This is a genomic window from Haloarcula sp. CBA1131 (assembly GCF_008728975.1).
GTDB classification, from domain to species: domain Archaea; phylum Halobacteriota; class Halobacteria; order Halobacteriales; family Haloarculaceae; genus Haloarcula; species Haloarcula hispanica.
In genome coordinates this window covers 390,965-403,241 of sequence record NZ_RPCY01000004.1, presented here as the reverse complement: position 1 = coordinate 403,241, position 12,277 = coordinate 390,965, and the positions used below count along the sequence as shown (strand labels likewise).

Below are 12,277 nucleotides of genomic sequence, written 5' to 3'. Positions count from 1 at the left end.
TTACCACGTCTCCCCGTGTTCGGTTTCCGGTTCGGGACCATCGTCGTCGTCCATCAACGTGCCGCCGTAGGGGCGGTAGTCGATTTCGAACACGCTGTCGATACGCTCTATTAGGTCCTCGCGCCTGGCGATGATCTCAGTATCGAACTCCGCGGCTTCCAGGGCGTCGACGAGGCCGTCGTCGTCGAGCCGCCCGTCGCCGTAGGCGGCGGCGACGCCGTCCCGGAACGTGTCGGCGTTGCGCCGACACCGCAGCCCCTCGTCGATGTCCGTCTCCGCTTCGCTCCGGTCCCCGTCCAGCGGGACAGCCTCGAAGTGCTCGATGGCCCGCCGGTCGAACTCGGCTGCCTTCGAGAGCACCTCGGTCGCCTGTTCGATGGGGGACAACTCCGCCCAGGCATCCCGGGCGACGGGCGCGACCATCGTGTCGACGATGTCGGTCCAGGTCGTCGCTCGCTCGGGGTCCTCCAGCGCCTCGGCGACGAACGCACCGACGTGGTCCTCCGGGATGGTCATGCCCAGCGACGACTCAAGACCGCCGCCCTCGTCGGTTTCTGTCTCGTTCCCGTCCTGTTCCGCTGCCGTGCCGGTCGAGTCGAGTTCGTACGGCATCGTCAGGTCCTGTCCTCCGGGTCGGTGTTCAGGTCGCGCCGGGGCTCGAACCCGGGCGCGCCGCCGGGGGCCGGTGACCCGCTCCCGGATCGGGCCGAGCCAAAGGAGCCGGCGGGGTCGTAGCCATCGACGGACTGCTCCGCGGGCGTGTCCGGCCCGCTACCGGGGGCCGACGGCGGCCCGATTTCGACATCTAGCTCCTCGGGGTCGGTCCCGCGAGCGCTCGCGAGCGCCTGTTTGGCCGCGCGGGCGACGTCCTCGCTCTGGTCGGTCACGCCGTGGGCTTCGAGCGCCTGCTCCGCGCGGTCGGTCGCGAGTTCGCCGAGGCTCTCGGCGGCTTTCGCCCGGGCAAAGGCGTTCGGCTCCCGGGCCAGCATCGCGGCCAGAATGCGTTCGGCCTCCGGCACGTCCTCCGCGACGCCGCCGAGGAACTGCGCGGCGTACTCCCGGACCGCCGGATGGGGGTCGGTCTTGATACACTCGACCAGCAGCGGCTGGTCGGCGTCGCCGCGCTTGCCCATCGCGATGACGGCGTTCCGTCGGACCCACCCGCTGTCGTCGTCCAGCGCCCCTCTTAGCTGGTCGGCGTCGCCGCCGGCCCGCGAGAGGGCGACGACGGCTTCGGCCCGGACCCACGGTTCGGCGTCGTCAAGCGCCTGCCGGACGACGGCCGGCGCGGCCCCGGCGACACCCAGCGCCTCGACAGCGAACTGCCGCACTTCGGGGTCGTCGTCTTCCAGTGCGCGCTCTCCCAGCGCGTCAATCGTTTCCCGGTCGAGGCCGGACTCGGCCGCATCCACAAGTGCGATGGCGGCGTCCTGCCGAGTCCGGACCTGTGGAGCGTCGAGTGCGCTTCGGACCTCTGTCTCGGTCTCGCCCGGCGTCCGACCGCGTGCGCTCCAGTTCTCGTAGCTCATCGCGCCAGCCTCCAGTAGAGGACAGTCCAGCCGGCGACCGTTGCCGCGATGAGTGTCCCGAGCGACGTGTACAGCGGGTTGCTACTGCCGCCCGAACCGCCGTCGCCGCTACTGGAGTCGCCGCCGCTGGAACCGCCGCCGCTGGCGGCGCTACCTGAACTCGAACTGTCCCCGCTGCCGCCGCTCTCGGGTGCCGTGAGTTTGCCGGACTCGGTGTCGAGCGTGCTGTACTGCATCGTCAGTGACTTCTTGCCGTTGACCTCGTCGCTACTCCCGTTCCAGACGGCGAAGGCGAGATACATCGTCTCGTTTTGCGAGAAGGTCGCGTCATGCTGGCCCTCGCCGGTGTGTTCCCGGACGAAGACGACGGACCACTCGTCGCCGTTGCGAGTCCCCTGTGCGTTCACGTTCTGCTGTGGCGCGTTGCTCAGCGACCCGTAGCCGGCCGCGTAGTAGTTTTGGCCGTAGTTTTCGTACTGGCTCTGCGAGAGGGGGTTGCCAGCGGCCATGCCCGGTTTGGTCTCCTCGTCCGGGTGCGGGTAGGCGTACATATCGTTGCTCCACTCCGCGTTCTTGTCGTTCCCGTACTGCCACTGGGACCGCCAGTACCAGATGTTGACCGGGTCGCCGCCCGCGCCCATCGTGATCGGCGGTTTCTCGCCGCTGTGGAGCATAACGGCCGCCGCGTCGCTGTAGTTCTTCGGCGACCGGATGTTCGTGTCTTTCGTCGGGTCCGTCCAGGTCAGCCGGAAGGCGACGTGGGTCTCGTTGGTCAGCGCCTGCACCTCCATCTCGTCGACGCTCCCGCCGCCGTAGGGGACGGCCATCTGCTGTTTCGACAGCGAGACGGTCCGGGACGGAGCCTCCGACCAGCGGTCGCTCTCGGCGGTCTGGGGCACCTCGTCGGTCGCGACCAGCGGTTGCTGGCCGCCGGTGACGGCCGCTGCGACGGCCATCTGTCCGGCCACCAGAAGCGCCATGACGACTGCCGTTGCTGTCGTCGCCCGGCGGGCCGCCTCGTAGTCGAGTTCAACCATCGGCTCTCACCCCCGTGCCGGGCGAGACCGGATCGGGATGGCTCGCCTCGTCGAACTCGACCAGGGCCGCCGCAAGCTCCGCGGCGGCGGCGTAGACGGCGCTCGTCTCGGGCAGGTCCCGGTCGGAACTGCCGCCACCGTCGACGGTTTCCCGGACCCGATGAGCGAACGCGGGGACGAAGTCACCGAGGTGCTCGTCTAACACCGTTGCACCCGCACGAGCGAGGCGGACGGCCGTCTTGTCGTCGCCGCCGTCGAGGGCGACCGCCCGCTGTGCGGCCAGCACCTGCAGCAGCTCCAGTTCGACGGTGACGTGGTCGTGACGCTCGTCGAACTCGTCGCTGATTTCAAGGCCGAACTCCTCCAGCAGGCCGACGACCGTGGCGATGCGGCGCTGGCTCTCGTTGACCTCCTCGCCGGTGGTGTAGTGGGCCTCGTAGGGGACGACCGGATAGGTCCCCCGTCGCCCGGGAGGCCGAACAGCCGATTGTACGCCGGTTCGAGCGAGTCCCGGTCGACGCCGTCCAGCGCGTCAAGCAGCGCATCGACCTCGCTGTCGAGCCCGAGTTCGACCCCGGCCTGTCGCACGGCGTCCTGTACCGCCTCGTCCTGTAAATCGGCGACGACGGCCTCATCGGGGTACTGGAAGACCGCCGCGGCGAACCCGTACAGTGCGGCGCGTCGCGTGTGGTGTTGTGGCGTGTTCTTCATTGTACGCACCTCAGGGCTGGTTCGTCCACTGTTCGCCCTCGCGGACCTCCATGGGCTCCTCGATGGGCACGTCGACGACCTTCTCGCCGTTGCGGTCCCAGCCCTTCACGCGGTTCTCCTTGACGTTGTAGGTCTCGATGAGCCGCGTCGTCGCGCCGAACAACTGGAGAATGCCAAGCACTTCGTGGCTGGGGTTGCGAGCCCGCTCTTGGACGATGCGGACCGACTCCTCGTAGGTGTCGCCCGGCCACTCGTTTTCTTTGACCTCGGTGTTCGGCGTGAACATCTGGGTCAGGAACTCCGGCGGGACGTGGTACGGCGGCATGTAGAACACCTGCGGCTGGGTCCCGAACTGCGGGTACAGCGGCAGGGCCACCTTCTCGTCGGAGTGGACGAGGTAGTTGATCGGCGAGCGCCCCGACGCGGCGGAGGACTTCCCCCCGCCGGCCCGGCGTCCGGCCCGCGGTTGATGTTGCCGTGGAGCCGCGTCTTCCCGATACAGGAGGAGACACACCGGGGGACGTTCCCTTCCTCGATGCGAGGGTAGCAGCCGACCGGCTTCTCAGTGACGCCCGTTTCGGGGTTGTACATCGGCTTGTGATACGGACAGGCCTTCACACAGCGACGGTAGCCCCGGCAGCGTTCCTGATCCAGCAGGACGATGCCGTCCTCCTCGCGCTTGTAGATGGCCTTCCGCGGGCAGGCCGCCAGACAGGCCGGGTTCTTGCAGTGGTTACAGAGCCGCGGGAGGTAGAACTGCCAGATGTCGTGGTACTCGTCGTTCTCCAGGTCGGACTCGACGACCTCGCCCTCGGGGTACTCGCCGTGGACCTGATCGTCGCCCAGCGCGGGGTACTCCCAGGCCTGCTTCTCGGCGATGTAGCCGTGGACCTTTTCGCCGTTGTCGGCGGCGTCGAAGATGGTCTGGTCGGCCTCTAAATCGTCGAGCAGCCGCATGTCCCAGCCCATCGGGTAGCCGCCGTAGGGCTCGGTTTCGACGTTCATCCACCACATGTACTCCTCGCCCTCGCCGCTGGTCCAGGTCGACTTACAGGCAAAGGAGCAGGTGTTGCAGTTGATACACCGGTTCGTGTTGATGACCATCCCCCAGTGGTAGTCCCGCTCTTCCTCGCGGTGTTCGTAGGGATAGCTGTGCTCGCGGCCGAGTTGTGGGTTGTACGTTTGTGCCATCAGTCGTCACCTCCGGGCGTCGTCGTCCCGGTCCTGCCAGCGCCGCTACCGCTTGGCTGCAGTGACCCGCCGATGTAGTCCTCGACGAGGTCGTCCCGGCGGGCGTCGCCGGGCCACCAGTCCGCTTCCTCGTACTTCTCCACGTCCACGAGGTCGTCCCGGTTGGTCCCCGTCGGAGCCCACACCGTCTCCTCGTAGCCGTGCTCCAGTTCCGCGCCGTGCCAGGCGATGTCCTCGTCGACGATGTCGGAGACGTTGGGGTCGCCGAACACCGCCTTGTGGACGAGGTCGTCGGTCTCCTGCAGCGGATCGAGCCAGATGTTGGTGATCGTGTTGTACCCCTTGACGCCGTCCTCGTCGGCCTCGTCGTCGGGGAAGTGCTGGGGCCACCAGCCGTGCCACAGCGTCAGCTGTCCCATGTCGCCGGCCGACCGCGGGCGCTGACGCTCGCTGACCATCGCCCTGACGACGAGGTCGCCGCGCTTGCCGGTGATGCGGACGTAGTCACCGTTCTCTACATCGATGTCTGCTGCGTCGCTTGGATGCATCTCGACGAACGCTTCACCGAGCGGCGCGACGTCTTCGGACTCGCCGTCCCCGGTGGGGAACGAGAAGTCATCGACCAACCGGTCGGTCCCCTCCGGGTCGCCGCTGACGCTGCCGAAGTCCCGCGAGGCCCAGATGAGGTTCCAGTCCGTCATCCCCCACGAGGAGTGGGTCCGGTACTTGGGGTGGGGGGTGTTGTAGTAGAACTGGTTGCCCTCGTCGTGATACAGCGGGTTCTCCTCGTCCTTGGCTTCGTCCCACTTCTTGTTCACGCCGTAGGGAGTCCCCTCGACGCTCTCGACGTGGTCGATGTCGTCCCGACCGAGTTCGATGAACCGGTCCTCCTCCTTGTGGAACTCCATCCGGCCGGTCTTCGTGTAGAACGGTCGGTCTTCGTGGACCTGCGAGTAGAACGGAATCCGCGGATAGGTCTTGAGGTCTAGCCGTTCCGGGCCGTCCTCCAAGTCCTCGACGTCGATGCTCTGGGTCGTCATCCCGCGGTCGAAGGTCTCTTGGATGTAGTTCTTGACGTCGCCGTCTTCCTCCAGGAACTCCTCGAAGTACACCCGGTAGGAGTCGACGTTTCGCTCCTCGGGCGGAATCTTCTCGTCCAGTTTCTCGGCGACCATCGCGACGGCTTCCCCGTCCTGTTTGGTGTCGTAGATGGGGTCCATCACGCCGTGGTCCATCTGGACGAACGGGTTCTCCGGCCCGATGGTGATGTCGGGGTACTCACACTCCAGCCAGGACGGCACCGGGAGCACGATGTCGGCGTGTCTGGCGGAGTAGGTCATGTGCATGTCCGAGACGATGAACAGGTCGTTCTCGGTGTCTGGGTGTTTGACGAAGTTCTCGATGACGTGTTCCTGATGTTTGGTCTGGTTCAGGAGGTTGCAGTTCATCGTCCACAGGATCGACGGCTTAGACATCGTGTACGATCCCGCGTTCTCCGGCATCACCGGCTCCTCGGCGTCGCCCTGAGGGACGAGGTCCATCTCGCGGTCGAAGTCGCCGCGAATCTCGTGGGGGTCGAGTTTCTCGCCGCCGAAGAAGGCGAAGGCGTAGCCCGGATACATCCCGTGGGCGGCGTTGCCGTCCGGGTTGACGTAGTGGGGTACCCGTCCAGCAGTTCGATCTTGTACTGGCCGGAGTAGTTGTAGTACCCCTGGCCGGCGTCGCCGATGTTCCCGAGCATCGCCTGGACGAGGAACACCGCCCGCTGGAGCGCGTCGTTGGAGTGGAACCAGTGGTTGATCCCCTCGCCGGTGAACCACTGGCCCTTCTCGGCGTCGGCGAACTCCCGCGCCGTCTGGGCGAGCTTGTCCGCCGGAATCGTGGTGATGTCCTCGACCGTCTCCGGGTCGTAGTTCTCGATGATGTTGTCCCGCTGGCGGGCGAAGTCGCTCCGGACGGCGACGGTCGAGCCATCGGTCAGTGCCACCTCGCTGTCGACGTCTAGCTGTGGCGTGGTCGGCATCTCCTCGCCGACCTCCTCGCGGGTCATCGCTACGGGCTGGCCGTCCTCACCCAGCACCACGAAGTCGCCCCAGTCGTTGTGCTCGTGTTGCTCGTCGATGTCCTCCGCGGGCGGTTCGACGTCCTCGAACACCTCGTGTGCGCGAAGGTATTTGCCAGTGTCCTCCCGGATGAGTAGGGGAAGACTCGTGAACTTCCGCATGAACTCGGCGTCGTACAGTTCCTCGGCCATGATGACGTGGGCCATGCCGAGGGCGAACGCCGGGTCGCTCCCGGGGCGGATCGGGAGCCACCGGTCGCACTTCTGGACCGTCGGCGAGTAGTCCGGATAGACGCCGACCATCTTGCCGCCGCGCTCGCGGGTCTCCTGCAGGAAGTGGTTGTCCGCGAGTTTGTTGTGGATGAGGTTCTTCCCCTGAATGATGGTGTAGTCGGCCTTGCGCCAGGCGACGGCGTCAGAATCGGATGTCTGGTAACCAGTGGTGATGACGTGGCCCGGCGGCAGGTCGGCGTACCAGTCGTACTCGGTCCACTCACAGCCGCCGAAGATGGACGCCAGTCGGCGGCCCGAGCCGTGCCGGGTGAACAGTCCATCTGCCTTGATGGCGTTGAAGATGTGGAACCGCTTGTTGTCCTCTAAGTTCGCCATCTTCTCGGCGATGAGGTCGATGGCCTCGTCCCAGGAGACGCGCTCGAACTCGTCCTCGCCGCGGCCCTCGGGGTTGGGGTCCTCGGGGTCCCACCCCTTGCGGACCATCGGGTACTTGATGCGCGACGGCTCGAACGTCCGGCGGTGCAGGGAGAGCCCCTTCATACAGCCACGGGGGTTCCAGTGCTGGCTGACGCCGGCGTCCTCGTAGCCCGACGGGCCGACCGAGGGTTCCTCGTTGTGATACACCTGCTCGGCCCGTATCGGGACGCCGTTTTTCATGTAGAAGTTCAGCGCACACGACTGGGTGCAGTTGGGGTGACACACCGTCCAGTCCACCTCGTCGTAGGCGTAGATGTCGTGGTACACCTGCTCCCAGTCCCGGTTCGGATAGGATTTGAGCGGGTTGTCCACGCTCGTTATCGGTTCCGTGGACTGTGTCGCGCCCCAAGCACCTTCGGCGAGCGCGCCGACCATCCCTGCGCCAGCCGCGGTCAGGAAGTCCCGCCGTGACAGTTTCACCGGACATCACTCCGTTGGACAGCGCGTATCTGCATACGTGGGACCCACGGCCTTTGCTAAATGAACGATACTACAGGTTCCCAATTGGTGAGACGGGGCACGAAGATATTCGGCGAAAAAGGGTCTAAGGACGGGCTTCTGTTTTCAATACTTTACTGTCGGCTGTAAGTCTGTAAAGAATTTCGCCACCCGGGGTGGCGAATATCTTAAAATAGTTACAGCCAACAGTATTGACTTGCCGAAGACTATCGGTACCTACTCCGGGAGATAAAAATCGGATTTCGATTGTCTGTGCGGGGACGTGTTCCTGAGTTGGGCGATCTTGGACGGGTTCCGATGGCGAACGATGACGACGTCGTAGGCGTCGTCCGATGCAATCGACCCGCCAACACTGCTGATGCTCGTGACTAGGTGGCCGGCGTTTTCGCTTCCGATGAATACCATTGACGCGCCTTCTCTCTTGGCCATCTTACGGATGGCTTTCGCCACCGATCCGGCCGGCGCGTACCGATCCACGACTGTATGTCGGAAATCCGAACTCGGACACAGGTCCATCACCTGCTCGTGCAGTGAGGTGACGACTGTCTCCAGATCGAATTCTTCGTTCGGCCCGATCCAGTCGCGTTCTCGGGCGTACTTGGCATTCTCGTTCCGAATAACGCTGATGGCCAACACGTCCTCTTCGAAGACGGTGCCGAACTCCGTCGCCCGAACGAGTGCTGCCTCGGCCAGTTCGGAGCCGTCGAACGGCACAACGAGTGTCATACGCTGATTACCGGAGCCATAGACAAGTAACATACCGTTCGTTCTTACACGGCGAGAAGACAGCCCGCAATCGAAGAGCCAGTACTGCACCCAGACCCGAGACACGCAGAACGGTAGTCCATCAACTCCCGAGGGACAACCGTTCGTCGCCCATTCGCTTGCCTTGCGCAACGAGACGCTCTCCGTAGTCGGTCCGGGCGTCGTCCCATGACGCCAGCGCGTCTCCGAGCGAACTGTGGCGGTCGAGAGCGGCTTTTAGTTCGACGGCGTCGCTGGCCGCCTTCGCAGTGCCAGCGGCAGTGTGTGGGCGGGCGACGAACGCCGCATCACCGAGCAGACAGACCCTATCGACTGTCATCCGGGGGATCCGGAGGTCGTAAATCGCCTGCACGAAAGGCGCTGCTGTTGTTGCAACGAGGTCGGCAAACACGGGCGGCAGTATCTCGGTCGCCCGCTCGCGCTGGCGCGTTTCGACCGGGTTTTGGAGGTGCCCCGGCGACACGCTGAACTGCTGGCTTGCTCCTGTCGTGTCGGTAAAGATAGTATCACGCTCGCGCCCGCGGAGTGTGTCGTACCAGACCCAGTTGAGACGGCGGTCACCGGGTGCTGTGCTGCCATCGCCGCCTGGGATGAAGTACGCGAGGATGAGCGTTCGCTCTCCCTGATAAAACGTGAAGCGGCCGTCGAACGCGTCGATGACTGCATCCGAAACGTCCGCCTCCGGGACGACACCACGCCACGCGACGTAGTCGGCAAACTCCGGTTCGGTCTCGGGAAACAGTTGCGCACGGGCCGTCGACTGCCCGCCGTCGGCAGCGACGACCAGATCGGCCGCGGTCCGGTCCCCATCGGCGAATCGAACCGTGCCGTCTGTGGCCCTGAGGCCGGTGACAGTCCGACCGGCGTGGTACCGGTCGTCCGGGAACGCCGCCCGCAATTGACGGTAGACCGCGTCCCAGGAGGTGAACACCATCGAATCCGGTGTCGACGTCCGTACATCGCCGTCAGCAGTCAGAAACCGCCGCTCACTGGCTCGGGTGGTGATGGTCGCCGGGTCGACGATGTCGTGTCGTGAGAGGAACTGTCGGATCGACTGCTGGGCGACGATGCCGCCGCCGCGACTTCGGAGGTCGCCGGCCGATTGCTCGGCGACCGTCACGTCGTGGCCTGCACTGTCGAGAGCGATGCCGGTAAACAGGCCGCCCATCGACCCGCCGGAGATGGTGACGGACAGGGAATCGGATGGTTCGTTGGCGAGGTCCTGTGACACGGCCCCTCTCAGCGCTTGCCGTACGAAAGGCCTCTGGTCACCAGCCGATGACAGTATCGCTCCCGAACACCAGCCCCGAGAGGCGCTCCTGAAGTTCCCCTGTCGCTTCCGCTGTAAATCATCATACTACGAAGTCCCAATGGTTGCCTCGCACCGAGTCGGACTATTAATGTCAGCCGACACTAAACACGACGTATGCGAGTCGCGGCAGTCGGAATCGGTGGTGCCGGGGGACGGATCGTCGAGCGGCTGTGGCAGGACAACGAACGCCGCGAGACGACGTATCTCGGCGCGGCCTGCGCCGTCGATACGGACACCGAAGCGCTCGACGAACTCGACGCACTTCCGGACGACCGGCGGCATGCCTTCGGGCTCTCCGAAACAAACGGGGCCGGAACGAACGGGGACCGGACGAACGGTACTGCCGCCATCGAAGACGAACGGCTCGAAGTGCGCCGGCCGATAGACCAACTGGTAACGAGCGATATCGACGCTCTCGTCCTCGTGGCCGGACTTGCGGGCGGGACGGGCAGTGGCGCTACGGCCCACATTGCCGATGCACTCAGAGAGATTTACACGATCCCGGTCTACTGCCTGTCGGTGTTACCCGCCGGCAGGGACGACGAAGCAGCCGCCAACACCATCCAAGCACTTCGAGCGCTGGAACCGACCGTCGACGGGCAGATACTGTTCGACAACGAAGCGTGGCTCGGAAGCGGACAGACGGTCGAGACGGCCGCCGAGACGCTGAACGAGACTGTCGTGACACGGCTGGGTGCACTATTCGCAGCGGGTGAGGCGACGGCATCCGACGCAGTCGGCCAGAGCGTCGTCGACGCCAGCGAAATAATCAACACCCTCTCGGATTCGGGTTTCACTACGCTTGGCTACGCCAGTCAGGACCTGCAAGCGGACGATGGCGGCAGTGACGAGACAGTCATAGACCAGCTCAAGAACCGTTTTCTCGGCGACAACTCGGACGACGTCGACGAAATCGAGGCATACAACGCCGTCGAGACGACACTTCGCCGCGCTGTACGCGGCAAACTGACGGCCCAGTGCGAGCTGGATTCGGTCGACAGAGCCCTGGCCGTGTTTGCCGGGCCGCCCGCGTGGTTGATCCGGGATGCCGTTACCGACGGGCGGCGATGGCTCACGGAGGAACTGCAGTCACCGGAGGTACGGAGCGGCGATATGCCGACGCCGGACCGGGACACGTTGTCGGTTCTGGTCGTACTCAGCGGCGTCACAGAACTGCCGCGGCTGGTGGAACTCAAAACGCTGGTCGACGAATCAAAATGAGACGGCCCGTTAGATTCTCGTGGGACTGGAGCCAGACCGTCTGAAGTGCGGAAAAAACGAGACAAAGCGGATTGCACTCAAATAGATTTATAAGTGACAGTTTTCAACGAAACCATACGATGACACGGACTGTCATATCATACGAAGACGGCCACGTCTACGAGTTCGCCCCGAATATGGAACCGCTGTATACGGCTGCAGACGGGGAATCGCTCACATTCGAAACCATCGATAGCCTGAACAAAGCCGTTCAATCAGACGCTGATCTGATGGATGCGATCCCTGAAGAAGTGAATGCGGCTACAGGGCCGGTTGCTGTCGAGGGAGCTACACCCGGCGACGTCCTCAAGGTTGAGATCGAAGACGTCCGAGTCACCGAGGATCTGGGTCGCGTAATTACGGCACCGGGGTTTGGACTCCTCCAGGATCACGAGGACATCGAACACCCAGCGACGCGCGTGACGGAGATAACCGACGACGGGGAGGCACTCTCGTTCAAGGATATAGAGGTACCAGTCGATCCCGTCATCGGGACCATTGGCGTGGCAACGTCCGAGGAATCGATGTCGACTCTGACGCCACACGACCACGGCGGAAATCTCGATACCACGGATATGACCACCGGGACGACGGCCTACTTTCCGGTGTTCCAGGACGGTGCGATGTTAGCGATGGGTGACTCGAAGGCCGCGATGGCAGACGGTGAAATGTGTGGCACTGGTGCCGAAATCGGAACCGAGATCGACGTCACCGTCTCAGTAATCTCGGATGCCGCTGTCGACCTTGAGCGCCCACTCGTCGACACCGGTGACGCGTGGAAGACGATTGCAAGTGCCGAAACGATGGAAGATGCGGTCAAGACGGCAAACGAGGACCTCATCGGATTGCTCGCTGCCGAACACGAGTACACGCTGACCGACGCCTACCTCTTTTCGAGCCTCGTTGGCGGCCTCGAAATCAGCCAAGTCGTCGACCCACTCGTTACTGTGCGGAACTCCATTCCGCGCGAATACCTCCCAGATCCATTCTAATTATCGCGGCGAATCTTTCAGTCCTGTTGGTACTTAGCGGGACGACAGTTTCAATGGGGACACTCATCTGGATGATGGATTTCTGCTCGTCCTGCTACCGGCATTCCGCAAACTGGTGGCTCTGAATCCGGTGTACACCGTTGAACGAACGTACGCCCTTCCAGAATCGAGAGCTTCTGCTATCGGCCCCCTGCCAAGAAGCCACAAACGGTATCCACTTCTATGCCCCGCTGGAATCGGCTCCGAAA

Annotated in this window: 9 protein-coding genes and 2 pseudogenes; 2 read left to right on the top strand and 9 right to left on the bottom strand. The window is 64.1% G+C overall.

Translation table 11 applies throughout. From position 1 onward, the window contains the following. The 9 genes and pseudogenes from Har1131_RS19675 to Har1131_RS19640 all read right to left on the bottom strand — a co-directional run bounded on the left by Har1131_RS19675 (position 1) and on the right by Har1131_RS19640 (position 9,660). The gene (locus Har1131_RS19675; RefSeq protein WP_014030946.1) at positions 1-612 is read right to left on the bottom strand and encodes a hypothetical protein; all 612 of its coding nucleotides are present in this window, start codon (positions 610-612) and stop codon (positions 1-3) included. 2 nt (positions 613-614) lie between these two features. After that, the gene (locus Har1131_RS19670) at positions 615-1,529 is read right to left on the bottom strand and encodes a HEAT repeat domain-containing protein (RefSeq protein ID WP_064287189.1); all 915 of its coding nucleotides are present in this window, start codon (positions 1,527-1,529) and stop codon (positions 615-617) included. Further along, the gene (locus tag Har1131_RS19665) at positions 1,526-2,566 is read right to left on the bottom strand and encodes an ethylbenzene dehydrogenase-related protein (protein WP_050036522.1); all 1,041 of its coding nucleotides are present in this window, start codon (positions 2,564-2,566) and stop codon (positions 1,526-1,528) included. Before Har1131_RS19665 ends, Har1131_RS19670 begins: the two co-directional genes overlap by 4 nt. Beyond that, positions 2,559-3,277 (bottom strand): annotated as a pseudogene (locus Har1131_RS22840) (molecular chaperone). Before Har1131_RS22840 ends, Har1131_RS19665 begins: the two are co-directional and overlap by 8 nt. A 10-nt stretch (positions 3,278-3,287) precedes the next feature. Continuing rightward, the gene (locus Har1131_RS22365) at positions 3,288-3,602 is read right to left on the bottom strand and encodes a hypothetical protein (protein ID WP_225308201.1); all 315 of its coding nucleotides are present in this window, start codon (positions 3,600-3,602) and stop codon (positions 3,288-3,290) included. After that, a complete protein-coding gene (locus tag Har1131_RS19655) occupies positions 3,569-4,468 on the bottom strand; it encodes a 4Fe-4S dicluster domain-containing protein (RefSeq protein ID WP_225308200.1) in 900 nt (299 codons plus the stop codon). The genes Har1131_RS22365 and Har1131_RS19655 overlap by 34 nt, the downstream gene beginning before the upstream one ends. Then, positions 4,468-7,661: pseudogene (locus tag Har1131_RS22835) on the bottom strand (molybdopterin-dependent oxidoreductase). Before Har1131_RS22835 ends, Har1131_RS19655 begins: the two are co-directional and overlap by 1 nt. Positions 7,662-7,916: 255 nt before the next feature. Then, the gene (locus Har1131_RS19645) at positions 7,917-8,426 is read right to left on the bottom strand and encodes a universal stress protein (protein WP_064287194.1); all 510 of its coding nucleotides are present in this window, start codon (positions 8,424-8,426) and stop codon (positions 7,917-7,919) included. 121 nt (positions 8,427-8,547) lie between these two features. Beyond that, positions 8,548-9,660: an FAD binding domain-containing protein gene (locus tag Har1131_RS19640; RefSeq protein ID WP_318526337.1), complete on the bottom strand. Its 1,113-nt coding sequence runs from the start codon at positions 9,658-9,660 to the stop codon at positions 8,548-8,550. Between the two features lie 231 nt (positions 9,661-9,891). Here Har1131_RS19640 and Har1131_RS19635 point away from each other — a divergent pair, with 231 nt between their 5' ends. After that, positions 9,892-10,998, top strand: coding sequence for a tubulin/FtsZ family protein (locus tag Har1131_RS19635; protein ID WP_064287195.1), 1,107 nt, complete (start codon positions 9,892-9,894; stop codon positions 10,996-10,998). Between the two features lie 119 nt (positions 10,999-11,117). Further along, positions 11,118-12,029, top strand: coding sequence for an acetamidase/formamidase family protein (locus Har1131_RS19630; RefSeq protein ID WP_151148298.1), 912 nt, complete (start codon positions 11,118-11,120; stop codon positions 12,027-12,029). Positions 12,030-12,277: the final 248 nt, after the last annotated feature.

Coding starts and splice junctions, on each gene's coding strand:
- Har1131_RS19675 (WP_014030946.1), bottom strand. CDS start 612: ATGCCGTACGAACTCGACTCGACCGGCACGGCAGCGGAACAGGACGGG.
- Har1131_RS19670 (WP_064287189.1), bottom strand. CDS start 1,529: ATGAGCTACGAGAACTGGAGCGCACGCGGTCGGACGCCGGGCGAGACC.
- Har1131_RS19665 (WP_050036522.1), bottom strand. CDS start 2,566: ATGGTTGAACTCGACTACGAGGCGGCCCGCCGGGCGACGACAGCAACG.
- Har1131_RS22365 (WP_225308201.1), bottom strand. CDS start 3,602: ATGCCGCCGTACCACGTCCCGCCGGAGTTCCTGACCCAGATGTTCACG.
- Har1131_RS19655 (WP_225308200.1), bottom strand. CDS start 4,468: ATGGCACAAACGTACAACCCACAACTCGGCCGCGAGCACAGCTATCCC.
- Har1131_RS19645 (WP_064287194.1), bottom strand. CDS start 8,426: ATGACACTCGTTGTGCCGTTCGACGGCTCCGAACTGGCCGAGGCAGCA.
- Har1131_RS19635 (WP_064287195.1), top strand. CDS start 9,892: ATGCGAGTCGCGGCAGTCGGAATCGGTGGTGCCGGGGGACGGATCGTC.
- Har1131_RS19630 (WP_151148298.1), top strand. CDS start 11,118: ATGACACGGACTGTCATATCATACGAAGACGGCCACGTCTACGAGTTC.